General features: G+C 38.3%; 15 protein-coding genes. 9 read left to right on the forward strand and 6 right to left on the reverse strand.

What is annotated here, in order from left to right:
- Positions 1 to 143: 143 nt before the first annotated feature.
- Together FBQ94_RS02385 and FBQ94_RS02390 are read right to left on the reverse strand one after the other, a co-directional pair.
- Positions 144 to 2,636: a carboxypeptidase-like regulatory domain-containing protein gene (locus FBQ94_RS02385; RefSeq protein ID WP_007222314.1), complete on the reverse strand. Its 2,493-nt coding sequence runs from the start codon at positions 2,634 to 2,636 to the stop codon at positions 144 to 146.
- Between the two features lie 445 nt (positions 2,637 to 3,081).
- Entirely contained in the window at positions 3,082 to 5,022 is a 1,941-nt protein-coding gene (locus FBQ94_RS02390) for a carbon starvation CstA family protein (RefSeq protein WP_007222313.1), read from the reverse strand.
- Between the two features lie 289 nt (positions 5,023 to 5,311).
- On the opposite strand from FBQ94_RS02390, the gene FBQ94_RS02395 reads away from it, so the two are divergent.
- From FBQ94_RS02395 to FBQ94_RS02420, 6 genes are all read left to right on the forward strand, one after another.
- Positions 5,312 to 5,671 (forward strand): YHS domain-containing protein, encoded by a 360-nt coding sequence (locus FBQ94_RS02395; RefSeq protein WP_007222312.1) that lies wholly within the window; start codon positions 5,312 to 5,314, stop codon positions 5,669 to 5,671.
- A 534-nt stretch (positions 5,672 to 6,205) separates the two neighbouring features.
- Positions 6,206 to 9,709, forward strand: coding sequence for an HAD-IC family P-type ATPase (locus FBQ94_RS02400; protein ID WP_007222310.1), 3,504 nt, complete (start codon positions 6,206 to 6,208; stop codon positions 9,707 to 9,709).
- Between the two features lie 76 nt (positions 9,710 to 9,785).
- Positions 9,786 to 11,294, forward strand: a complete 1,509-nt coding sequence (locus FBQ94_RS02405) for a multiheme c-type cytochrome (protein ID WP_007222309.1) — start codon at positions 9,786 to 9,788, stop codon at positions 11,292 to 11,294.
- 292 nt (positions 11,295 to 11,586) lie between these two features.
- Positions 11,587 to 12,363: a hypothetical protein gene (locus tag FBQ94_RS02410; RefSeq protein WP_007222308.1), complete on the forward strand. Its 777-nt coding sequence runs from the start codon at positions 11,587 to 11,589 to the stop codon at positions 12,361 to 12,363.
- A 558-nt stretch (positions 12,364 to 12,921) separates the two neighbouring features.
- A complete protein-coding gene (locus FBQ94_RS02415; RefSeq protein WP_285441965.1) occupies positions 12,922 to 13,854 on the forward strand; it encodes a glycosyltransferase family 2 protein in 933 nt (310 codons plus the stop codon).
- Between the two features lie 76 nt (positions 13,855 to 13,930).
- Complete coding sequence (locus FBQ94_RS02420) at positions 13,931 to 14,815, forward strand: glycosyltransferase family 2 protein (RefSeq protein ID WP_007222306.1); 885 nt, start codon at positions 13,931 to 13,933, stop codon at positions 14,813 to 14,815.
- 30 nt (positions 14,816 to 14,845) lie between these two features.
- Here FBQ94_RS02420 and FBQ94_RS02425 read toward each other — a convergent pair whose 3' ends face one another.
- Complete coding sequence (locus tag FBQ94_RS02425) at positions 14,846 to 16,147, reverse strand: oligosaccharide flippase family protein (protein ID WP_083849284.1); 1,302 nt, start codon at positions 16,145 to 16,147, stop codon at positions 14,846 to 14,848.
- A gap of 383 nt (positions 16,148 to 16,530) precedes the next feature.
- Here FBQ94_RS02425 and FBQ94_RS02430 point away from each other — a divergent pair, with 383 nt between their 5' ends.
- The 3 genes from FBQ94_RS02430 to FBQ94_RS02440 all read left to right on the forward strand — a co-directional run bounded on the left by FBQ94_RS02430 (position 16,531) and on the right by FBQ94_RS02440 (position 21,447).
- On the forward strand, positions 16,531 to 17,991 hold the full coding sequence (locus tag FBQ94_RS02430; protein ID WP_083849283.1) for a glycosyltransferase family 2 protein: 1,461 nt from the start codon (positions 16,531 to 16,533) through the stop codon (positions 17,989 to 17,991).
- A 28-nt stretch (positions 17,992 to 18,019) separates the two neighbouring features.
- Positions 18,020 to 19,648 carry an NAD(P)/FAD-dependent oxidoreductase gene (locus FBQ94_RS02435; protein ID WP_007222302.1) on the forward strand — a complete coding sequence of 543 codons (1,629 nt, stop codon included), beginning with the start codon at positions 18,020 to 18,022 and terminating at the stop codon, positions 19,646 to 19,648.
- Between the two features lie 152 nt (positions 19,649 to 19,800).
- Entirely contained in the window at positions 19,801 to 21,447 is a 1,647-nt protein-coding gene (locus tag FBQ94_RS02440; protein ID WP_007222301.1) for an ArnT family glycosyltransferase, read from the forward strand.
- A 223-nt stretch (positions 21,448 to 21,670) separates the two neighbouring features.
- Here the strand turns inward: FBQ94_RS02440 and FBQ94_RS02445 are convergent, their stop codons facing one another.
- The 3 genes from FBQ94_RS02445 to FBQ94_RS02455 all read right to left on the reverse strand — a co-directional run bounded on the left by FBQ94_RS02445 (position 21,671) and on the right by FBQ94_RS02455 (position 25,436).
- The gene (locus FBQ94_RS02445) at positions 21,671 to 22,933 is read right to left on the reverse strand and encodes a glycosyltransferase family 4 protein (RefSeq protein ID WP_007222300.1); all 1,263 of its coding nucleotides are present in this window, start codon (positions 22,931 to 22,933) and stop codon (positions 21,671 to 21,673) included.
- A gap of 67 nt (positions 22,934 to 23,000) precedes the next feature.
- The gene (locus FBQ94_RS02450) at positions 23,001 to 24,029 is read right to left on the reverse strand and encodes a radical SAM protein (protein WP_007222299.1); all 1,029 of its coding nucleotides are present in this window, start codon (positions 24,027 to 24,029) and stop codon (positions 23,001 to 23,003) included.
- Between the two features lie 27 nt (positions 24,030 to 24,056).
- Positions 24,057 to 25,436, reverse strand: coding sequence for a glycosyltransferase family 4 protein (locus tag FBQ94_RS02455; protein ID WP_007222298.1), 1,380 nt, complete (start codon positions 25,434 to 25,436; stop codon positions 24,057 to 24,059).
- Positions 25,437 to 25,632: the final 196 nt, after the last annotated feature.

Genomic DNA, 25,632 nt, shown 5'->3' on the forward strand with positions numbered 1-25,632 from the left:
ACCTCCTTTTTAGGGGTATATTCTATCACATCCCGCATTCTTTATCTCTCCGAGAGTCCGCTTTTTTATAAAAAATTTTGATAATTACGACACAGTCTCTTGATGGGAGGGTGGTTGTCCTTTTCCTTTCTCTATCCATATTATCAATACTGTAAAGCTATATCATACTTCTCTTTATTTTTCTTAATCAATTTGATGACCATACTTTTTTCTTCTTTTCTGAGAAGTTTTATCTCCCGTGTGTATTTTTTATAACTGTTTTCTTCCGCTGTAATGCGATAAATACCTTTCCGTAAATTTTTAAACTCAAAGAACCCATTCATATTTGATTTTGTAGTATCGATATGTCCTCTTATTCCAAGATTCAGTTTTACACCTTCTATTGGAAATCCGTTTTCATCCAGGATATATCCGGAAATTGAATACGTGGTGGTGGAGTTAGATTTATCGCCAACATTCCCATGATAGCCGACTTGCATAATACCTGATGTCGTATCGGAGATAGTATCCTCATCGGGAACCTCCGCACCTGCACTATCTTCGGTCTCTTTTACATACAAGTCTGATGGAGATAAGGAAGAGGCATCGGTAACATACCTGAGATCGCCATTACTCAAATCGTAGTAGCTGATGTATACCTTATTTGACGCATTCAGCGCTATGGAGGTATATAATCCTAAAGACCCATGTGAGTCCACGATTGCTTTAGACCAATTGCCATATTTATTCGTAGCGTATTTAAGATTATCAGTACTCTCATCATAATAACTAATGTGTGCCTTGCCGGATGTATCTACTGCTATTGAGTTATAATCACCTACTGAATCTGCAGCACTGTCAACGGTTGTTTTTACCCATGCACCGGATTTATTGGTAGCATACTTGAGATCGCCATTGGTATAACTGATATGCGTCTTACCATAGGTATCAATTGCCATAGAGGTAGAGAAACCCATAAGCGTAATACCCTCCACAAGGGTGCTTGCCCATGTGCCAGATCTGTTGGTCGTATATGTAAGACCGGAATAATAATGGCTGATGTGTATTTTATCTGAAGTATCAACGGCTATAGATGACCATATTCCTCCATGCTCCAGAGTTTTCTTTACCCATGCACCGGATTTATTGGTAGCATATTTAAGACTGTCGTTATTAAAATCATAGTAGCTAATATGAACCTTACTGAATGAGTCAACTGCTAGAGAGGTATATGGACCTACATCCGTATTATCCACAACGGTTTTTACCCATGAGCCAGATGTATTCGTAGCATATTTAATGTCGTTTTTAGAATTATCACAATAGCTGATGTGTACTTTACCTGCAGTATCAAGCGCTATGGAGTTGTACCGGCCTACATCTCCGTAACTGTCGACGATAGTTTTCACCCATGAGCCGGATTTATTGGTGGCATAGGTAAGGTCACGTTTAAAACAATCATAATAACTGATATGCATCTTGCCTGCTGTGTCAATCGCTAAGGAGGTATATTCACCTACAATCCCATTCTTATCCATAATAGTTTTTACCCATGAGCCTGACTTATTGGTAGCATATTTAAAGTAACCTTTGGAATCATCGTAATAGCTAATATAAGCCTTACCTGATGTATCAAGCGTTAACGAGGTAAACCAACCAACATCCCCGTAGCTATCCATAGTAGTTTTTATCCATGAGCCTGACTTATTGGTAGCATACTTAAGGTTAGAATTAGGATAACCATCGTAATAGCTGATATGCGCCTTGCCGGACGTATCGAGTGCTAAGGAGGTAAACATACCTACACTTATCCCGCTATTATCTATGATCTCTGTTGCCCATACACCGGATTTATTGGTAGCATATCTAAGATCGCCATGAGATTCATTATAATAACTGATATGTATCTTACCCGCCGTATCAATTGCTATTGAAGAGAACATACCAAAGTTGCCTATAGCTACGATTTCCCATGAACCTGATGTATTGGTAACATAATTGAGAAGATTGGTCTCCAGGATATCACTAGCCTCTTGATAGCATATATGTACCTTGCCTGATTTATCAACTGCTATGGAATTATCCCAACCCCCGCTACCAAGGATGGTCTTTATCCAGGAGCCAGATTTATTGGTGGCATATTTAAGCTTAGTTTCTTCCGCAGTAGAATCAAAATAAAGATAACTGATATGCACCTTATTTAATGAATCAACCGTTATTGAGGTATGGCTCCCCACGTCGCCGGTACTGTCTACAGTAGTTTTTATCCAGGGGCCGGATTTATTGGTAGCATATTTAAGGTTACCATACGTTGCATCGTAATAGCTTATATGTACTTTGCCTGACGCGTCAATTGCTATGGAGGCATACTGCCCTACCCCCGGTGATACATCTACTGTCTGATAAATCCAGGTATTACCGTTATGGTATGCATAGTAAAGGTGATCCCCTCCATAAACAACATGAGGTCGTTTATAGGAGTCAATTGCAATTGCCCGAGAAGAATGTCTTTGAAACTCAGAAAACCATTTCGGAGCATCCACAGCGCCTTTAACCCATGCTGCCTGAGAGGTATTGATATTACTACAGAAAAGGCTTATAAGAATTACGATGAAATATGCGCTTGCTAACCTTGCTAATAATTTTTTATGATTCATATCTTTTTACTTCCTCCCGACCTTGCTTATTGTAAAATTAATTTATAAAAGAATACCTCCGGACAGACCATAGTATCCCTTTTATGAACGTTTTATGAAAACACATGAGAAAAAAATGTACCAAAGTAAAGAAGGAGTAGAAAAATAACAAAATTTAATTGCGCTAATAGGAGATTCCTGAATTCTTGATACTACAGAAGAATAGAAAAATTCGGTATCGTTTATTGCGGTCTTAAAGGGGTAAGATGTTACATCATAAATACTTTTAATAATGCATTGAAAGGACGGCTATACCTGAATATAGCATGAATAGCAAATTTTCCATATTATTTCTTTATAAGGTAAAAACGCTATACAGCAATAGGTTTATAAGAATGCGGTGTGGTGAACGTGTGACATGTCACAAAGGTGAGACATATGAGAATATGATATGGCACATGTACTGTTAAGATGTTTCTGCATGGTGAATCCATTCAATAACCTCAGTTGTTATCATCTTTCTTTTTCCTGATAGATAACCATACCACTTATGAATCGAATCAAAGAGGGTAATTATGGCAAGGGTTACCATGACGGCAATGAGGATGGCATCAAACCGAAAGGTAAGTGCTTCAGATCGTATTGCCGATGAGGCTGATTTTTCAATAAAATCAAAAAAGAGTTTGTAAGATGCCGTAAAGGTGGTAACAAACATAAATACCATAGGCAGAAATGTTGTCCAGGCATATTTGAGTTTATTCATCTTTATTATGATCGTTGTACCCACACAGAAGGCAATCGCCGCAAGGAGTTGATTTGCAACGCCAAACATCGGCCAAATGGTTGATATATTCCCTGAATAGATGAGATAACCCCATGATCCTACTACAAGAAAGCTTGAGAGTATTGTTCCGGGAATCCAGTTTGTTCTTCCCAGAGGACGGTACGCATGACTACCCAGTTCCTGGACAATAAACCTGGCTACCCTGGTTCCTGTATCAACGGTTGTAAGAATAAAAAGGGCCTCGAACATGAGCGCAAAGTTATACCAATACGGCATAAGGGTTTTCATACCTGGAAGGCTTGAAAATATTGAAGCCATACCGACTGCAAGAGAAACTGCGCCTCCCGGTCTTCCGGCAATATTGGTACCTACGTCTTCGGAAAGTTCAATAATATGATTTATGGGAAAACCCAGCCGTGCCAATTCATCAAATGATAGATGAGTATTAATCGCAAAATAATCTCCCGGCATCAATATCGTTGCGGCAATAATAGCAATCACCGAGATAAATCCTTCCACAAGCATAGCGCCAAAACCTATCATCTTTATCTCAGACTCATTTTCAATCATTTTTGGAGTAGTACCTGACGCAACAAGAGAATGGAAACCAGAGAGTGCCCCACATGCAATAGTTATGAACATAAATGGGAATAGCGTTCCCGGTATTACTGGACCACCACCATGAACAAATTTTGTAACGGCGGGCATATGGATATTAGGCGCCAGGAATAGTACACCAAGCGCAAGGAGTATAACCGTCCCTATTTTCATATAGGTAGAAAGATAATCTCTGGGGCAGAGAAGCATCCAGACGGGAAGAACCGATGCAATAAAACCATAAAGAGCCATCAGAAAGACAAGGAGTTTTTTGTCCAGATTAAAATATGGCTCAAGACCAGATCCAGGGATATAACTGCCAAAAAAGACAGCCAACACCAAAAGAATAACACCAATAATACTGACTTCTGCTATCCTTCCATACCTGATTTTGTAGAGATACAGTCCCATAAACAGCGCTATAGGTATTGTTGCAGCTATGGTAAATGCGCCCCAGGCGCTGTGGGAGAGGGCATTGATAACAGCAAGACCCAGCCCTGCCAGTGCAACGATGATAATAAATAAGATTGCTATTGCTGCTGTAATCCCGGTAAGCGGGCCAACCTCATCGCCGGCTATCTGTGCCAGTGACTTGCCGTTTCTCCTTACCGATGCTGCAAGAATAACCGTGTCATGAACAGCGCCGCCAAGTGACGCTCCTATCAATATCCACAAAAAACCCGGAAGATATCCGAATTGCGCTGCAAGTACCGGACCTATCAATGGACCAGCCCCTGCAATTGCTGCGAAATGATGACCAAACAGTACCCATTTGTGAGTAGGGTGATAGTCCCTGCCGTCTCTTAATCTTTTTGAAGGGGGTATTCTTCTATCATCGAGACTCAGCACCTTTGCTGCAAGAAATGCGCCATACAGACGATACGATATTATGAAGAAACATGCGGCGGCAATAATAAGCCAGAGTGCGTTAACCTTTTCTGATGGCCAGAGTACCTGAGTAACTACTCCAAGTGCAAATGCGCCTATAATCGCAGTTACCGTAAGAATTATCGTTGATATCTTCACACTTTGATAATTTTTATAATGGTCAATGGTAAGTGAGCATAGTAAGTGCCAGATTGTAGCATAATGCTTAACAAGTACAAAATAAAAATCTATAAGACAGGGAGCCGAATACAGGGAATATACTCTTATTAATAATAATGCATGCTATTTGATCCACTAATTCTATTTGACATATTGTTGAATACTGTAGTAACGTGAATTTACCTTTATGGTTGGTATATAATTTGCTCTCCAATTACAATGCAAAGGTTATTTAAATCTTTAATAATTTTTAAGAGGAGGCTACACGATGAATACTATCTTACGAAGAACTTTAATACCGGTTTTTGTTATAGTTTTCGGTGGCGCTTATATGAGTACGGTTACATGGGCATACGGGATTTATGAAGCTGAGAGTAAACAGAACCGCTATGAGTCAAATGGATACATAATTCAAACAAAAGCAGGGATGGAAAGTGAAGAAAGCGGGGCTGCTAAAGATCCTGTATGTAATATGGAAGTAAGCAATATAAAAAAGGCACCGTCAGAAGAGCATGACGGAGAAACTTACTATTTCTGTTCAGAACAGTGCAAGAAAACATTCAAAAAAGATCCTGACTCCTATACACAGACAGAAACCACACCGCAACGTAAAAGTGGCGGGTATTAAAACGAACCACTAAATTCAGTTTCAGTTTGGTGGATTCATTTCGCTCGGTTCCTTTTATCTCTTATCAAAAGGTAGGGCAAGGCTTTAGCCTTGCTCTCTGCCTGAATATGCACACGGGAGAGCAATCCGGAAGGGTTACCCTGCAGGATTGAAGCTCTAATACATCAAGCATGATGAACTAAGCGAAGTGGATCCACCCCCTTCTTAATGGTAACAGTTTTTTGAACAACTCTAAAAAGACTGGGTACGAAAAAATCATCAATCCTCTTTTTTCAATTTTAATACCTAATTTGACTATGTAAATAAAAAATTCTCATAGCAGATTAGCATTTGCACAAAGCCTGTCTCATGAGCAATCCGCCAATCAGACCCTCCTTTACGAAGAGAAAAAGTATAAACTCTTTTATGAGAAGCAGATTTATAGCCTTTTGATTTTCTTTTCTTGTATTTATCATCATGGAAATAATAAAATACGGTAATAGAAAAAAGATTTTTAACCTTTAAAGAATTCACTATTTCCAGAGGATAGGAATAATGGGTAACACACACTGGTATACTATGCAGGCTGATGAGGTAATAAGGAAACTGGAGACTAACGCCGATACAGGCCTTAGCCATGCCGAGGTCAAAAATAGGCTTGAAAAATACGGGCATAACCAATTGGAGGAAAAAAAAGGTGTATCTCCTTTTATGCTTTTTTTGGGACAATTTAATAACTTTATTGTACTAATATTGATTGCGGCTGCCATAGTTTCCGGAGTTTTAAAAGAATGGGATGATGCATTAGCCATCATTGCTATCGTTATTATCAATGCCATTATTGGGTTTATCCAGGAATACCGTGCTGAAAAATCTCTTGCAGCCTTGCAAAAGCTATCGGCGCCTTTTTCACGGGTAACACGGGATGGCGAAATACATTCTATCCCTTCACGGGACGTTGTACCTGGGGATATCGTTCTTCTGGATGCCGGTGACTATGTCCCTGCCGATGGAAGATTATACTCTTCCTATAGTTTAAGTGCCCAGGAAGCATCCCTCACCGGAGAATCGACGCCGGTCACCAAGTCTGCAGAACCTCTTCCCGACCCCTCTTTGCCTATTGGAGACAGAAAAAATATGGTGTTTATGGGCACCTCGGTAACGAATGGGAAAGCCAAATGCATTGTTGTAACAACGGGGATGCATACCGAATTGGGTAAAATTGCAAGTCTCATTCAAGGGGCAGGAAAGGAGGCAACCCCCCTCCAGCATAAGCTTGAAGTATTTGGAAGAAAGTTAGTGTATGTATGTTTAGGGATTGTAGCTCTCGTTTTCTTTTTAGAGATATGGAGGAAAGGTCCATTACTGGAGGCATTCCTCATATCAGTCAGCCTTGCCGTTGCTGCTATTCCCGAAGGCCTCCCTGCCATAGTAACAATAGCTTTAGCGCTGGGGGTACAGCGTATGGTAAGGCGGCATGTATTAATCCGTAAATTACCTTCGGTGGAGACACTGGGTTGTGCTAATGTCATTTGCTCAGATAAAACAGGTACGCTCACTCAAAATGAAATGACCATCAGGAAGATATTTGCCAATGGTAAAACCTTTGATATTTCGGGAACAGGGTATGCCCCGATAGGAGACTTTTCCTATCGGGGCATACCCCTTTCAGAAACTGATCATCAAACACTCAGGAAGGTCCTTGAAATCGGTGTATTGTGTAATAATGCCCATCTTAAAAAAATAGATAGTGCGTGGAAAATCATTGGAGATCCTACGGAGGGCGCTATTATTAGCGCTGCAGCTAAGGCAGATGTTTGTAAAGAAGCATTAGAAAAAAAATTTCCCCTGATATCAGAGATTCCCTTTGATTCCGACCGGAAAAAGATGTCAACGATGAGAAGTATGCCGCCTGAGTTCCTTGTTTTTACCAAAGGAGCTCCGGACGTTATTGTAAAGGATTGCACAAAGATCTATGTCGAGGGGAACGTAAGGAATTTAACAGAAGAGGATATCCGTGTTATCCTGGATAAAAACAACAAGATGGCCGGGGCTGCTTTACGCGTTCTTGGTATAGCATTCAAGACACTTGACCACCTGCCTGAGAAACCAACCCCTGATACGATTGAAAAGGATATGATCTTTGCCGGACTTGTAGCTATGATTGACCCTCCCCGGCCGGAAGTCAAAGATGCTGTTGTCACCTGTCACAGGGCATGTATAACAACGGTTATGATTACGGGAGACCATAGGAATACTGCACGTGCAATCGGAGAAGAATTGGGATTTCTGAAAGAAAACTTAAAGGTTATCGATGGAATGGAATTAGATACCCTCTCTGATGAAACCTTAGAAAAAGAAGTGCCAAAGATAGCCGTGTATGCACGAGTTTCTGCTGAGCATAAGATCCGGATCGTAAGGGCGTGGAAGAAACAAGGCGCCGTTGTTGCTATGACCGGGGATGGGGTAAATGACGCCCCTGCTGTGAAAGAGGCAAGTATCGGTATCTCTATGGGTATTACCGGTACGGATGTTACTAAAGAGGCATCTGATATTATTATAACCGATGATAATTTTGCATCTATTGTAGCGGCTGTTGAAGAAGGAAGAGGTATCTACGATAACATTAAAAAGTCTATCCACTACTTGCTTTCCTGTAATGCCGGTGAAGTATTGACCATGCTCTTCGCCTCCTTATTCAATCTCCCCCTCCCCCTATTTCCAATCCAGATACTATGGATCAACATTGCAACCGATGGATTACCGGCATTAGCATTAGGTGTAGATACCGTAGATCCGCATATTATGAGAAGGCAGGCCAGAAGATCAACAGCACAAATCATAGACAGAAGTCTTGGTAAATTAATTGTATTACAAGGCTTCCTCATAACATTCAGTACCCTCCTGGCGTATCTCTATGTGTTGTATGGATTTGATGCGGCATTCGAAACATTCTATAATAACTGGTTTAACGGTAAAACAGCACCCTACGAATTCGACGGTGATATTGTGCGGGCCAGAACGATTGCCTTCTGTGTCATGGTTATCTCACAACTATTTCAATCATTTAACTGCCGGAACGCAAGACGTTCATTATTCGCAATCGGGCCTTTTACCAACAAAAAACTTCTTCTGGCAGTTGGGATTTCATTAGCCATGCAAGTGAGTATTATCTATATCCCTTATTTCGATACTATTTTTAAGGTAATACCTTTGGAACCCGGAGATTGGATTTTAATCTTTGGATTTTCCTCTCTTACGTTTATTATTATGGAAATAATAAAACTCTTTATGAGAAGAGTAGAAGTACCTGTGGGTGTTGCAGCTGCCGAAGTGGCAAAAATAGCTGTTGACGAAGTAAATAGTATGTATGCTACCATACGAAAGCCTATCCACTACTTGCTTTCCTGCAATGCCGGCGAGATTCTGGCTATACTCTTTGCCTTAGTTCTCAAACTCCCGGCGCCATTATTTCCCTTGCACATACTATGGATAAGCATGGTAACAAATATATTACCGGCATTGGCATTAAGCGCTGATACAGCAGGTTCCCGTGCCATAAACCTGCCAGACAGAGGCTCAGCAAAACGATTCATGGATAAAAGATTTTTTGCATTGATCCTATTACAGAGTTTTCTTATAGCATTCAGCACCCTTTTGGCTTATCTCTATGTATTGTATGGAGGCATTCCATTCCTTCTCGCATTCTATAATGATTGGTTTACCGACAAAGTAATACCTTACGGATTAGATGGTGATATTGCACACGCCAGAACGATTGCCTTCTTTGTTGTAGTTATTTCACAGTTGTTTCACTCATTTAACTGCAGAAATGCTACTCACTCGCTCTTGAGAATCGGTGTTTTTACCAATAAAAAACTGTTATTGGCAATTGCGCTTTCGTTAGCTATGCAGATGTCTGTTATCTACATCCCTTACTTTCATGATATCTTCAAGATAACCTTATTAGGATTAGAAGATTGGGTAGCCATCTTCGGATTTTCTTCTCTTACATTCATTCTTATGGAAATAATAAAATGTTTTATAAGGAAGAAATAGACGATGAGGGGTAAACTGCAAAGAGTACTATAAAGAGTACCATTTTTGTAATTATCTTATGAGAAGGAGATGTCTTATGATAAAGCAAATATTTATTCACGCATTTTGTTTAACCTTGCTGTTTGTATATACCTTTGCATACCCATCGAAAACGTTTTCCGACGAAAGAAAGGCGATCTCCCCCCCACCCGATTTAAGCGAACAGACTCAGGTATGTATAATATGTCACAAAAATTATACCCCCGGAATAGTAGAAGACTGGCTGAGAAGCAGGCATTCAAAAACAACCCCGGAAAGAGCGCTTAAAAAACCTGCACTAGAAAGAAGGATTTCAAGCGAAATAATACCAGAATCCTTACAGACAGTGGCCGTTGGCTGTTATGAGTGCCACAGTCAGAATCCTTCTGCACACAAGGACAATTTTGAGCATTTCGGATTCAAAATCAACGTAATTGTATCTCCCAATGACTGTAAGATTTGTCATTCTGCAGAAGCCGACCAGTATTCTGTTAGCAAGAAGGCCTATGCATTGGATAATCTTCAAAAGAATCCTCAGTATCATAGCCTTGTTGAAGCAATTGTAAGTACAAAAGAGATACAAGATGATAAAATAATTCACCTCAATGCATCAGATAGCGCAAAAGCAGAGAGTTGCTATGCCTGTCATGGAACCAGAGTTACCGTTCTTGGAATGAAAAAGATATCCTCCGGCATGGGTGATATATACGTCCCTGATCTTACAAATTGGCCAAATCAGGGTGTCGGAAGGATTAATCCGGATGAGAGCCGCGGATCATGCACCTCATGCCATCCAAGACACAGCTTCTCAATAGAGATAGCCAGAAAACCGTACACATGCTCCCAATGCCATATCGAACCGGATGTACCGGCCTTTAACATTTACCATGAGAGTAAACATGGGAATATTTTCTCCTCAAACCAGCATGAATGGAATTGGAATAACGTTCCCTGGAGAGTTGGTAAAGATTTTCAGGCTCCTACATGTGCTACCTGCCATAACAGCCTCATAGCTACTCCTGACAGCAAGGTAATTGTACCAAGAACCCATGATTTCGGCGCAAGGTTGTGGGTAAGGATTTTCGGACTTATCTATTCCCATCCACAACCCAAAGATGGCAGAACCTATAGTATCAAAAACAAGGAAGGTCAATCCCTTCCCACGAGTCTTACCGGTGAATTGGCCTCTGAGTACCTTATTGATGAGAACGAACAGATGCGGCGGCAAACTGAAATGAAGAAGGTTTGTCAGGGTTGTCACAGTACAGATTGGGCTAATAAACACTTTGACAGATTGAACGATACAATAGTTGAAACAGACAAGATGGTTTCATCTGCTACACAATTACTTTTGAAAGCATGGAAAGAAGGATTGGCAGATGCATCGAATCCTTTTGACGAAGAAATTGAACATCTGTGGATAAGACAATGGCTGTTCTACGCTAATTCAGTACGATACGCATCCGCTATGGAAGGACCTGACTATGCTGCATTTAAAAACGGCTGGTGGGAATTAACAACAACCCTGAATAAAATACGGGATTTGATTCAAACAAAAAGAAAATAACCCGATAAAGTACTATTTCAGCCACGAATGGGCACGAATAAAAAGCAAACAATAAGTATTTATTAATAGTTTACTTAAAATAAATTTGTTGACAATTTTTATAAAAAAGATTAGATATACTCTTACTTGCAATGTTATGATCTGATTTTAGACGATACCATATTAAACATAAGAATTTTTTATTATTCCTTTTCATGTTTCCTTTTTTCAAATACTATTTTCTCGCTTTACCATCTTGTAGAGTACCTGTATCCTATTTTAGACTTTTAAGCGTAGAAAGGGGGTTGAAAAGATGTTGAATAAAAAAGTTTTAGGAATTGCAATTGCTTCTGTAGTTGCGTTTTTTAGTTTGGTAACCTGGCTGGATAATCTTGTTTACTCAGAGGAAGAACCAGGGAGAAGAACTGTAGTTACTGAACAAGCCACAACAGATGAAGAGACTCTCATTTGCCCGTCCTGTAAAGAAAAGAGTTTAAGCCCAGGGAAAAGAGGGTTACTTTTACCCAAGACCATGGTTTGTCCCGAATGTAAAAATGAAGTATCAGGAGATGCTGTTCATCATTGTGATAAATGTGGAAAAGACGTTCTTGTATGCCCCGCGTGTCGAAAAGCTTCTGCTGAGCTAGATGCCACGACAATGGAAAGCAAGTGTCCCAAATGCAAATTAGTACGCTCAAGACCTATTAAGGGAAAGGCATATCATCCCGTAGAGTGGAAAATGAAATGTCCTGACTGTAAACAAAAACCGGAAGAGATGATCATTCAGCATTGCGATACCTGTGGTGAAGATTTCCTGGCATGCTCAATTTGTAAAGCACAACAGGAAAAGGCTAAAGGAGGTTTAGAATCCGGATCGATAGAAAGTAAGTGCCCCAAATGTGAAACAGAGCGGGTAAGACCTATCAAGGGAAAAGCATATCATCCCATAGACTGGAAAATGAAATGTCCTGATTGTAAGAAGGAACCAAAGGAATGGCTTATTCAACAGTGTGAGACCTGCGATGAAAATTACCTGGTATGCCCAATATGTAAAAATGAATCAAAGAAAACCCAAAAACAGGCTAAATAGTATTCAATCTTAGTAGTATCAGGTTTACAGAATTACGTATTCCATACTTCCAGAGCATAGAAAAGATTAACATGGGGTGAGGAAGGTCTTTTGGATCTTCCTCACCCCTATACCGCATAGTATACGAACCCCTTCATTCCTCTCCTTTGCCATGTCACACTCCTGTGATATCACACGTATGCGACATGTCGCACTTTTCATATTTTTGATAATCTCATAGTTACCCTATATGGTTTGCTTCTTCATTGCACCAGAAAAGTAATGGATATTACGGTATTTTATTTTATTTCATGATGCATGAAAATAACAGATACTATTGTGTAATAAGATTAAACAAATAAATTACTTATGAAATAAATTGTGCTACAGTATCATGCATTTTGATGCAAAATTTATAAAGATTTGCTAATAAAACTTAGGTATTTTTCCCATCTTATGCTTATCTTGGCATATTTTTTTCTTCATCAAAGGTCTGGCAGTTATCCGGCATGTAAGAGAATTTAATTGCATTTTATAACCATACTCTTTTTGCCTCTCAGAAATGTCTTAAACTCAATAATGACAAAAAAAATTATGTATGGCACTACTTCCTATACTATGGATATACCCTCGGTTCTGATAGCTATTGTCAACTGGAATGGTAAAGATGATCTTTTAGAATGCCTCGCCTCAATAATGAAGCTAAATTATCCAAAAGATAATTGTAAAATATTGGTCATCGATAACAAATCGAACGATGGTTCTCAGGCGGCAGTATCTCTTTATTATCCGGAGGTTTCTCTTATAGAGAATGAGAGGAACCTTGGCTATGTAAGAGCGGTAAATCAAGGTATTGCTTATGGCATGGAGAGAGAAATAGATTATATCTGGGTATTCAATAATGATGTTGCGGTCGAGAAAGATTCTTTAAAAAGACTCATTGAGGTGGGGCAACAGGATGAGAATATAGGTGTTATAGCCCCGGTTGTATATTCCTATAGCAATCCTGAAACGATAGACAATATTGGTTACAAGATAAATTTTTGGACCGGAAGACTAAAAAAACTGAAATGTGGACGCGATATTTTCAGGAATAAAGGCGATGAAATAGCTAAGGTCGATTCTATCTTAGGCTGTTCAAATCTTATAAAGACATCAGTTTTTAAAAAGATCGGATCGTTCCAAACGATATATGGGGTCTATTTTGAAGAAACAGATTTCAATGTCAGAGCAGCACAGAAAGGTTTTCGGGTTGTAGTAGTGAAAGAAGCACGGGTATGGCATAAGAATGCCTCCACAATGAATAAATTTATCTTCCGCAGGGCTTACCTTCTCCTCAGGAACCTTTTTCTCTTTGAGCTACTGAATGCCAAATTAATGCATTTATTGGTTTTCATTCCCTATTACTTTTTTATTCATATACCTTATTTTCTTTTACGGGGAGGTATATACGGCTTGCTCGTTAAGCTAACGGAACGAAAAAGAAAGGAAAAACAGCAAAACAATTTTTAAAATCTGAGGGTTACATCCAGTATGAATGGACATTACTTTATCCATATTGAATATGCAATTGCTATAAGACTATTGTATGCCTGAGAAATATCCATTGTCAGTAATCATAGCTTCCTATAATTCAGAGAAGACAATAAAAGATTGTCTCAAATCTTTAGAAGATCAAGTATCCGATAAAGACTTTGAGATAATTATTGTTGATAGTTCTCCTGATGATAACACGGCTAAATTTATTAAGGAAAGGTTTCCCAAGGTTAATGTATATAAATTTCAGGAAAGGAAATATTGCGGGGATGCACGCAACTTTGGTATTTCTGTGGCGAAAGGAGAGGTTATTGCTTTTATTGACGCGGATTGCAGAGCTGATAGCAACTGGGTCAATGAGATTATTAAAGCCCATCAGTCCGCTCATGTGGCCATAGGGGGCGCTATTGCAAATGGAAATCCTGCAAGCTATGTTGGCTGGGCAGCTTACTTTTGCGAATTTAGCCAGTGGATGCCTTCTCTCCATGCGAAATGGTTACGGGATATTGCCGGGGCAAATATGTCTTATAAAAGAGAAGTTTTTAAAAAATATGGCGCCTTTATAGAAGGAACGTATTGCTCTGATACTGAATATCATTGGCGATTAGAGCAAAAAGGGTATCGCTTGCGATTTGTACCCTCTATCCTTATTTTTCATCATAATATCGATAACTTGAGTAAATTTTTACTCCATGAATATCATCATGGTCAATCTTTTGCTCGGGTACGCATCACAAGTCAAAGATTTTCCCGATCGAGAAGGTTTCTGTATGTAATTTTCTCTCCCCTTATTACCCTGAAGCTTTTCTTCAAAATAGGGTTTATCAATTTCAAAAACAGGATTTACCTTTTGTCTTTTTTAAAGGTTTTACCTTTGTTTACTTTAGGCCTTATTTCCTGGTCTCTCGGGGAATGCGTTAGCTATGCGAAAGATTAAGAAACTGATAATGATTCATTCTGATATAATTTAATAATGTGTATTGTGAAATAGAATGGTCCCCGTACGTATGTTCTTTAAAATATACAGAGAAAAAAAACCCAAATTGCTTGCATGGATAATCAACATAAGGAGGGCTGGGGCCACAGCATGAAAAAGGGGTATGAGGATATAACACCCGATGATCATTACCATCAAATTCACCACATCGGCTATAGCTATTATGTAAGGCTTACTCATAGAGTATAGTGCTACATGGAGAGTAGTATTAACGGTGAGGATAGTGTAACTTAACAAAAACCAGTTAAAAACGGGAACGGCGCCGAGATATCGAGAACCAAAAAAGAATTGTATAACAGCATGGGAGAAAAATAAGAAGGGGACAATTATTATCCCCATATAAAGTGAAACCTTTAAAGCATCTCTTATATATTTTTCAAATTGTGCTATTTCCCGAAACCTGGATACTTTCGGCAACAGTACGGAGTGTAAAGAATAAATAATTATTGGAAAGATGTAGGTAAGATTAACTGCCAACCCATAGATACCCGCAGCCTCGCTACTCAACATCCTTGAGATCATAAAGATACCAACATACGGAAGTATAAGATTACACGTATTGCTTACAAACATCCATTTACTATAAGAAAAAAGTTGTTTGAAGAGATTCTGTATAGGTTTTTTTTCTGAAAAGAATACAGGACAGATATTTTTAAACCCAAGAAAGATGCCTAATACAGGAATGAAAGCAAAAATTGCAACAGCAATAAAAACGCTCATTTTTAAATACCATATTAAAACTATCACGGTAAATAGCTTACCCAAATCAATAAAAATCTGCAGGATAACGGATTTTCTGAATAATTGATATGTATGAAGTACGGATTTTAAATAATTTAACAGAGAAAAAGTTAAGCCGCCAAAAGCTGCTAATTTAAGAAGTGAAGTTAAACCTGGATGGTAAAAGACTTTTGTTGATACTATTTCAGATGCAATGAACACTACAAGAGCAAGGATAGAACTTATTATGATCCTTACAAGAAAAATTGTTCTCAGCACGTAATTAACTTCGGCCTTTTTTTTGAGGATTAAATATGAAGAGGCAAATTTTATCATGGTAGTATCCATGCCAAGAGTTGACAAGCGGGAAGAGATGAGTATGACTGATATTGCCATGTTGAAAAGCCCAAAATCACTTACACTCAATTCTCTTGAGATTATGAGCACTGCTAAGAATCCCAGGCCTGCGGCAAAGATATTTCCGGTAAACATCAAAGTGAGGCGCTTTATTATCCCGGATCTTATAAGGTCTCTAGTATTAGAAATATTCATGAGAACAAATATACCCTTTAAATCCTTCTCATATCAATCGAAGTTTGTTTAAAAAAGGCCGCAAAGGATTTGCCATTCAAGTCTTGCCCATAACTCTTTCCGTTCGTAGTATTCATTACCCTCATTCCTGTGTGCCGTGTCACATCTCTGTGGTATTCACTTATGTGACACGGCACATATTTCGTATACATTTTTGGTTAAAATTACATGGATATCCGTTATCAGAATACAATTTAACTATTTTTCTTACTTCTCTGATATTTTGGCATATAATTTTCTATAAAATCCGGCAGATTTACCGATTTGTGATTTACATCAATAATATTCATAGAGTTGTACGGGAGGGTAGATTCTCTATACTATAATGGAGTTTAGATTTAACGTTGCACAAAAACCCCCTCGTCTCCATCATAATTCCAGCGTATAATTGTAGTCAATTTCTTTCCAGGTGTTTGGATGCTATCAAATCTTCAGATTATCCTCACTACGAGATAATTGTTGTCGATGATGCCTCTACAGACGAGAGTCCGCAGATAGCCCGGCAGGCAGGAGTCCGGGTTGTCCGTATGAATAAACAATCGGGACCTGGAGCAGCGAGAAATGTTGGTACACAGAATGCCAGGGGCGATATTTATTTCTTTGTGGATTCAGATGTAGTCATACATCTGAATTCCCTTAGCTGTGTTGTATCCAAATTCTTAAACAATTCCGAAATTGGAGCATTATTTGGATCATATGATAATCAACCATCAGCTATCAACTTCTTTTCTCAATATAAGAACCTTTTCCATCATTTTATTCACCAAACTTCCTACCATAATGCTCATACCTTCTGGGCGGGATGTGGTGCAATCCGAAAAGAAGTGTTTCATAAAGCCGGAGGCTTCGATGCTGCGCAGTATCCAAAGCCATCTATTGAAGATGTAGAACTTGGCCTTAGGATAAGGAAATGCGGTTACAAAATCTTACTGGTAAAAGAACTCCAGGTAAAACATTTAAAGAAATGGAGTTTTTATTCTTTACTTTATACAGATATTTTTTGCCGCGCAGTTCCCTGGGCAAATTTAATCCTCCAATCGCAGGAGATGCCGAAAGGATTAAACTTCCAAAAAAGTCATTTAGTGAGTGCACTTTGTGTCGGACTTCTTATAGGGCTTGGAATATTCTTTTTGCTTGAATATAAACTCTTTTCCCATATCCCCATAGGGTCTTTTTATTATTATATCAAGCTATCGGGAGTAGCTCTTTTTCTTGGCGCTAATTTTGTTGTTTCTTACACTCGTATCCTTCAACTTTGGCACAAGGGAAGACATTTAAAATTTTTACTTCCTCTGGTATTTTTCATCGTTTCCGGATTTGCATTTACCTTATTGACTTTTTTCTTTTTTAATCAGAAACTCCTTGCATGTATTCCCAATACTTCATTTTATTATCATCTAAAGTTTTTCATTCTTATTTTATTTCTCCTCATCAATTTTGTTATCTTCTATGTGAAAATACCGAACATAAAAACCAGAAGTTGGCATCGGAATGTCATGATACGGATTGTCTTTATCATTACAGCAGGCATGGTTGTTACCTTATCTGGTATCGCATCCCGCAGTAATCTGGGATACAACCTACTCCCTTCTGCGGCAGCCCTGTATTTCGCCTTTGTCTTAACTACCATGAATATCTTATTACTGAACAGTCAATTATACCGATTTTTTTTCAAATTAAGGGGTTTTAAGTTTTTACTGTTGGCCATTTTTTCACATGTGCTTTATTACCTTTATAGTAGTGGAACTTTTATGGTTTGTTGGATAATTTATTCCACAAAAAAGCTTCACATGCGACAACATTAATTCATGAATTTTTTACCGGTGATTTTATATGCCAGGAATACATTCGAAAAAAGCACTTATCTTTGGCGCTGGCCCGGCAGGTTTAACCTCAGCGTATGAACTGCTTGATAAGACAGATATAGCGCCCACGGTATACGAAGCAACCAGGGAAATTGGTGGTATTTCAAAAACAGTCAACTATAAGGGGAACCGAATAGACATTGGCGGGCACCGCTTCTTCTCAAAATCGAGCAAAATTATGGATTGGTGGTGCAATATTCTCCCCATACAGGGCGCTCCGGCAAAAGATGATTTACTATTAAGACGAAAAATTCCTGTTGCAAATACATCAAAATACAGAAAGATAAAAGAAAGCGATGCACTTATGGTAAATCCTCCGAATCCTGAGAAAGAAGATAAGGTTCTTCTTCATAGAAATCGAATATCGAGAATTTTTTATTTGCGCAAGTTTTATGATTATCCCCTTTCCTTGAAATTACAAACTGTAAAAAATTTAGGGCTCAGAAAAACAATAAAAATAACCTGTAGTCTTTTCATGGTAAACTTTCTTCCAAAAAAAGAGATAAGAAATTTAGAAGATTTTTTCATTTCACGGTTTGGTAAAGAGCTGTACCATACTTTCTTTAAGGATTACACAGAGAAAGTATGGGGTGTAACCTGTCAGAAAATAAGTGCAAAATGGGGCGCACAAAGAGTAAAGGGACTTTCCGTATTTACCGCAATAACTCATGCCATAAAAAGGGTGTTTACCGGAAAAAAAAAGGATATTGCACAAAAAGACACAGAGACATCGCTCATTGAGAGCTTTCTTTACCCGAAATACGGACCTGGTCAGATGTGGGAAACCGTTGCAGACATAGTAAGTAAAAACGGGGGCGTAATTAAGACGAACCATGAGATTGTAAATATTATAATCGACGCCAACCGTGTTCAGGGTATAAGAATCAGAGATACCATAACAGGAAATATATTTGAGGAAAATGCCGATTACTTTTTTTCATCAATACCAATAAAAGATCTGATAGCACGGATACATCCTGTGCCCGACAAAAACATACGAGACATTGCCTCAAGACTTGTTTACAGGGATTTCATGACTGCAGGAATCTTAATACACAGGTTAAAAGTCAAAAATACTACGAAACACCGCACAATGGGTAATATCATTCCGGATAATTGGATATATGTCCAGGAGAAAGACGTGAAGTTAGGCAGAATTCAGATCTTTAATAACTGGAGCCCCTATATGGTTTCACATGAAAATGATATCTGGTTAGGATTAGAGTATTTTTGTAATGAAGGAGATGAATTATGGTGTATGTCAGACAAAGAATTCCTCCAATTTTGCATTGGAGAATTGGAGAAGATTAATTTTATTGACTCACATGAGGTAAAAGACGGTTGTGTTGTAAGAGTACCGAAGGCATATCCATCATATACTGGCAGTTATGATTATTTATATGAGATCATTGAATATCTGGAAACGATTGATAACCTATTCCTTATTGGCCGAAATGGTATGCATCGTTACAACAATCAGGATCATTCAATGATGTCAGCAATGGTTGCCGTAGAAAATATTATAAAAGGAATAAAAACAAAAGATAATTTATGGAGTATTAATATTGAGGAAGAATATCATGAAAAAGTTGTATAAACGGACAATGTAATTTCCCGTTCTTACATAAACATTATGCGCGAACAAACGTGGAGAGACGGCCCGGAAGGTTTTCTGTATCCTTTGTCCATACCACCTTATACTAAGGTAACGATTATACCATTATTTCTTAATCAGGAGGATTGCGAAAAATGATACCGAACTTATTTTCTAAACAGCGTAACGGGTGCATGGGTCAAACAGGAAAAGACAGGATAAGCCTTATCTTGATTCTCCTGATAATGTCAGTTCTCTTATTGCGTGGAATTTACGACCCCACGGTCAGCGGTTTCGCAGATGCAGAACGGCATTTAATGGATGGCGCATTCATTCTTGATTTCCTGCGAGAAATGCCGATAAGTAATATTTATGATTTTACAACCCATTATTATGCCAGATATCCTGCTATAAGTATCGGCTATCACCCCCCTTTTTTCCCCTGTATTGAAGCGATGTTTAACGCTGTATTCGGCATTAACATCTGGAGTAGTCGCTTAGCTATTTTGCTTTTTGCTCTCATTGGAGTAAGCGCCTGGTTTAAACTTACCCAGCGCATCTTCGACACGCATACTGCCTTTTGGGCATCACTATTACTCATAACGACACCTTATCTGGTTCAATGGGAATGGTACACAATGGCCGAAATTCCCGTGTTATCTATGGCCATGCTCACTGCATACCTCTTCTATCGTTTTCTAGAAAACGGAAAATCAGCTTATCTCTATACCACGGCAATCACTTTTAGCCTCACCGTATGGACTAAACAAACAGCCGTTTTTATCGTACTATGGTTTATCCTGTATCTCATAGTCAGAAGACAATTCACAAGCTTTATAAAACGCAAAGAGACCTGGATTGCTGGCATAATTGCGGTATTTCTGCTTACCCCTCTCGCCATAATTACCTTTTGGCTTGGAGACCAGAACATAGATCAGTCTATTGCGTATACGAAGCATTCCAGATTATCATGGGAAAATTTGAGACTCTATTTTTTTGTGCTGGTAAACAGCCATTTAACCTGGCCTTTCATGATTCTCTGTGGTACAGGTTTTGGATGGGCAATCTGGAAACGTGATAATCGTTGCATGTATTTTATTCTTTCAATTATGAGCGTATACCTTTTTTTCACATTTCTCAATGCTAAAACTGACCGATATCCAATTTTCTGGATACCGGCCTTTTGTTTGTTCGCAGCATTACCCATTGTATATCTTCAAAAATATAAAATTTGTTACCTTATTCATGTAATTGTTTTAGTGGCTATTGTGATTTATCAGATATCATATATTTACAAAAAACCCCTATTCTATATCAGGGGCTATGATGAAGCCGTTCATTATATACTACGGGAAAATAAGACATCTACAATCTTCTTTGATGGTCGCCACAAAAATTACTTTATCTATTTAATGCGGGTGCTGGATGAAAAAAAATCCATGTATGTGCTGCGGGGAGATAAACTTCTTACTTCTTCATCGATTACCCCAGGACATTGGCTCAAGATTCATGCCCATTCACATGATGATATTAAGAGGATTTTCGATAAATATGGCATATCATATATCGTAGTAGAAAAAGAGGATTGGACAGGAATTGAAATTCATAAGGAGTTACGATCCTACCTTAATTCCGGCCCCTTTAGATTGATAAAAGAGATTCCCATTGAAACAAACCGATGGCAGCCGCAAACATTAAAGATCTATCAATATTTACATGCAAAGTCTATGACTGAAGACTGTTTAAAATTGCGCCTGCCAAGCGTTGGAAAGACACTCAATGTATCCATACAACGCGATTAAATCTTTAAAGGAATTATTGGAAAACAGCCAGGAAGAAAATTTTGGCCTTTATTGAATTTGTATGCCACAAAGATATATAAAGCCACGGAGAAAAAATTTCAATATTTTTGGATAGAAGCCGTTTCCTGGTGGTGATTGGCAGACAAACATCATTGGTGAATTTTATCTTTTCGTAATAGGTTGGATTTTAAAAAGCTCGATAAGAGGAACTGCGGCAAGTGATTTATCGTTTACCATTCATTATACCCTTATACACGTTAGCGGTCTTATGCGCGATGGTATCCCAATTATATCTTTCTGCTATCATAGTTATTTGTCCTTTTTTCTCTTCCTCGCATAAGGGCTTATCGAGATATTCTTGTATTTTTTCAGCAAGCCCCTTAACGTCTCCTGCCTTAAAAAATCTGTTCCCGGATAATTTTACATTCTTATTGGCAGAAATATCTGAAGCAATGCAGGATAAACCATAGCTCAGAGCCTCTAGTAACACAATAGGCAATCCTTCGTAATAGGAAGGGATTACAAAAAGCCCTGCGTGACTATAGAATTCTTGTAGTGATTCTCCCGTCAGAAATCCTGTTAAAATAATATTGTTATTTTTATCTGCCTGATCTTTTAAACGTATACTATATCTATCCTCATGGTCAGCGCAGCCGATGATAACTAATTTCCAGGTATTGCCTGAAGACTGATTGATAGAAGTCGAAATCTGGTTAAATGCTTCAATAAGGTCGTGGAAACCTTTTTCAGGCACAAAGCGGCCTACGGATAATATATACCGACCTTTCGTCAAAGCGTAGTTTCTTAGAATAGCGCTACTTTGCGCAATTTTCGTTATTGTTACCCCATTGGGAATGATGTTTACATATCTGTTATATTTTCTTTTCACATGATGTGCAATAGTCTCAGATACACATATGATATCGTTAGCCCATGTACTACCGGATTTTTCACTGAGTTTTAAGACACCTCTTGCCAGTTTACCCCATTTTTTTCTTTGATAATCCGGTCCGTGATTTGTCATGATTACCTTGAGGCCTAAGAGACGGGCAAGTGGTGTAAATAACGAAGGTCCTATAGCATGGATATGCAGTATATCGGGAGAAAACTTCTTGGCAACGAGAACTCCGATAAAGGTATGAAGGAATGTTTCGAGGAATTTATTTTTTGGACATGGTAAAGGAATTAACTTAATCCCTTTATATATACCAATATCCGGATTAACATACGGCTTTCTCGTTAGAACGATTATCTCATAACCTTTTTTGACAAGTTGAGGATAAAGATTTTCGCAATGTGCTTCTATACCACCCTGGACATGAGGAAAGCCACGAGTGCCGAGAACAACAATTTTTATCTTTGGCTCATCAAGTCTTTTTCTTCTTCTCCTTCTGATCAGTTGAAAATATAAATTTACACGATCTGTTTCAATTCCTTCTTGAACAGGGGAAGAGTCACGGTCGCCAAGAGCAGTAATTTTTATCATGGATATAATTTTCTTGAATAGGTTTATTTGGAGATTCTCTTATTTCCGTTTTTATCACGAGATTGTTTTAGTTTATGCAGCTTTGTACTTTATTATTTTTTCCCAATGCCAAACTTCCAAATCCCCTTCCTTTTCCCCTATCGGTTTTCATCTTATTTTTTATTATCCAGGCAGTTGGTTTTATGAAATATTTCTTCATAACAGGAGCAGCAGTGCCGATCATCCAGCAATTCTTGGGACAGGTCTTTACCTTTTCTCTTATCTGCTTTGCCTTCTCTCCGCGCCATATTTCCTCGAAAGATTTTTCCTTCAGATTACCCATACTCTCAAACCAAATATTTTCTTCCATCCCGTTGCAAGGTCTGATATCACCCCAGGGGTCTAAAAAGAAATTCTCTGTTCCTGCTTCACAGGGAAGCAATCTCTTGTTTCCCCTGATATAATTAATTAATCCGTAATTGAAATAGGCCCGGTACAAGTTTTTAATCTTTTTGCTTTTTAATAAATCTCTTACGATCTCTTCGAAACAGGTGATTACCTCCTCCTTTTTCTGTATTTCATTATCGTATTTATGGAAATAGTATGAGTTGTGCACCGCTGCAGTTGCAAATTCAACGTTCATCGTCTTGGCTAATTGATATAATTCAATCATATCTTTAGCATTTCTGTCAGATACGGTAATACCAAACCCTATATCTTTAAACCCAAGCCTCTGAAGCTCAAGCAGTGTCCTTAATCCATGGTCAAAACCATCTTTGACTCCTCTGAGTTCATCATTAGCAGCAGGCAAACCTTCAATGCTTATTCTTATGCCAATGTTTTTGTTCTTTTGTGCTATTGCTAAAATTTTTTGAGTAAAATACCCGTTGGTGCTCATTACAATTCTTTTTGCTTTCTTCCGTAATACAGAGATAATCTCTTCAATATCATCCCTTAAGAATGGCTCTCCGCCTGTGACATTGGCAAATTCAAGAGAGGGAAGTTTCTCTAAGAGCGATGGCTTGAATTCCTCTTCTCTTTTTGTGGGATGCTTCCAGACATTACACATATAACATTTATTCGGACACCGGTACGTTGTAATTATCGCTGCTTCCATGATATCTCACTTTCTATTTCTCTTCCTTTACAGGGATTTTTCAGTATACTTATCGGTCATTTTTAATCTCATAATATCGTAAAACTTGAATACATATTCATTTTCAATCTGATCATGATTAAATCTTTTTTTTGCTCTCTCAGCTATTTGATCTCTGTGATAAATATTATTATGTAAACATATGTTTACAATATCCGCAAAATACCTTGGATCATCGGTATTCACAACTTCGCCATCTTCGGTATTTTGAATTACATAGTTCATAATATTATTCACGGGCAAAGTCACAATGGGTGTTCCACAGAGTAAGGATTCAATGACAACATTACCCAATCCCTCATTATGTGAAGCGAACCAAAATAAATGTGAGTTCTTATACAGGGCAACCAATTCTTTCCTGTCGTCTATTCTGCCTAAAAATGAAATTTTGATCCTGCCGTTTGTTTCCTGAGTAATCGTTTCCGATAAAGATATAATTTCACGGAAATACTCCTCATCAGGGTGTGGCCCTACGATGAGTAATTGAATTTTTCCTTTCAGATAGAATGCTGCATTTAAGAGAAATTCAAGATTCTTTCTTCGTATGATAACCCCAACCCACAAAATCCTGCGGGCAGAAAAGTCTAAATATCTTGAAACAATATTCGTATCGTTCTCCTCATGTAAGCTATCCAGATAGATTGGATTAAATCTGCACCAGATTTTATCTGCCGGTAAACCATAGGCTGTGCATGCGTCTTTTAACGGTGGAGATATCACGATAACTAACCTGGCGTAATGAAATGGAAATAAGAAAAAATATCTTAAAAGAGGGAGTTTCGTTTTTTGAAGTGTTAGAGGATCGTCCATACCTAACGAAACAATCTCCTTTACCAGAGGCTTTTTCACTAAAAAGGCATACCAACCTATTAAACTAGAGAGCCAACTTGAATCAACGGTATGAATGATATCAACTTCAGACTGAAGTTTTAAAAATGTTATCGTGGTTCTAAAAAATATTCGCAAAACAAACATAGTCTTCAGGAACTTTCTTCCTATATGCGTTTGCCTTCCGGCATATTTGTTACAACCAATGTAGATGATCTCTATACCATCATACGTTCTTGTTTTCTTCTCGGTTTTATTTATGCTATTCGTAATAACATAGACCTTGTTTACTCCCTTTTTCCGCAAGTTAGAGTACAATCTGTGAATTCTTAAACCCGCCCCGGTGAAGTCCGGTGGATACATTAAAATTCCAATTAAAACATTCATTTTTAAATTCTTAATAAGTCCTTTTTTTAAATCTTCCCTGTTTTTATCAACACATGAGAATGAAGTATTTTCGTATGCATTTCCTGAATTCCCTGAATATACGATCGAATATGATACTTTTGCTCTGCCAATGTATAATTCATATTGTGTCAAAAAAACGTTATGCTACAGATTGTTCTCCTGTCGATGAGCAGTGAATTGTGTCAAGAGAATGAAAGGAAGAAGTGCAAATACTGAACCAAGACATAGCTTTTGCAGGATGGATATGAGAATACAGAGAAAAGAAGTATCTCAAGAGGAATTTTGTATTGCCTTTCTCTGATTTAGATCTCTTATACACGCAGAAACA

The sequence above is a fragment of the Candidatus Jettenia sp. AMX1 genome, from assembly GCF_030263775.1.
GTDB lineage: Bacteria > Planctomycetota > Brocadiia > Brocadiales > Brocadiaceae > Jettenia > Jettenia caeni.

Excerpts from the sequence above, each read along its gene's own strand:
- FBQ94_RS02450 (WP_007222299.1), bottom strand. The coding sequence starts at position 24,029 with ATGGAAGCAGCGATAATTACAACGTACCGGTGTCCGAATAAATGTTAT.
- FBQ94_RS02405 (WP_007222309.1), top strand. The coding sequence starts at position 9,786 with ATGATAAAGCAAATATTTATTCACGCATTTTGTTTAACCTTGCTGTTT.
- FBQ94_RS02415 (WP_285441965.1), top strand. The coding sequence starts at position 12,922 with ATGACAAAAAAAATTATGTATGGCACTACTTCCTATACTATGGATATA.
- FBQ94_RS02445 (WP_007222300.1), bottom strand. The coding sequence starts at position 22,933 with ATGATAAAAATTACTGCTCTTGGCGACCGTGACTCTTCCCCTGTTCAA.
- FBQ94_RS02400 (WP_007222310.1), top strand. The coding sequence starts at position 6,206 with ATGGGTAACACACACTGGTATACTATGCAGGCTGATGAGGTAATAAGG.
- FBQ94_RS02435 (WP_007222302.1), top strand. The coding sequence starts at position 18,020 with ATGCCAGGAATACATTCGAAAAAAGCACTTATCTTTGGCGCTGGCCCG.
- FBQ94_RS02395 (WP_007222312.1), top strand. The coding sequence starts at position 5,312 with ATGAATACTATCTTACGAAGAACTTTAATACCGGTTTTTGTTATAGTT.
- FBQ94_RS02425 (WP_083849284.1), bottom strand. The coding sequence starts at position 16,147 with ATGAATATTTCTAATACTAGAGACCTTATAAGATCCGGGATAATAAAG.
- FBQ94_RS02440 (WP_007222301.1), top strand. The coding sequence starts at position 19,801 with ATGATACCGAACTTATTTTCTAAACAGCGTAACGGGTGCATGGGTCAA.
- FBQ94_RS02385 (WP_007222314.1), bottom strand. The coding sequence starts at position 2,636 with ATGAATCATAAAAAATTATTAGCAAGGTTAGCAAGCGCATATTTCATC.
- FBQ94_RS02420 (WP_007222306.1), top strand. The coding sequence starts at position 13,931 with ATGCCTGAGAAATATCCATTGTCAGTAATCATAGCTTCCTATAATTCA.
- FBQ94_RS02410 (WP_007222308.1), top strand. The coding sequence starts at position 11,587 with ATGTTGAATAAAAAAGTTTTAGGAATTGCAATTGCTTCTGTAGTTGCG.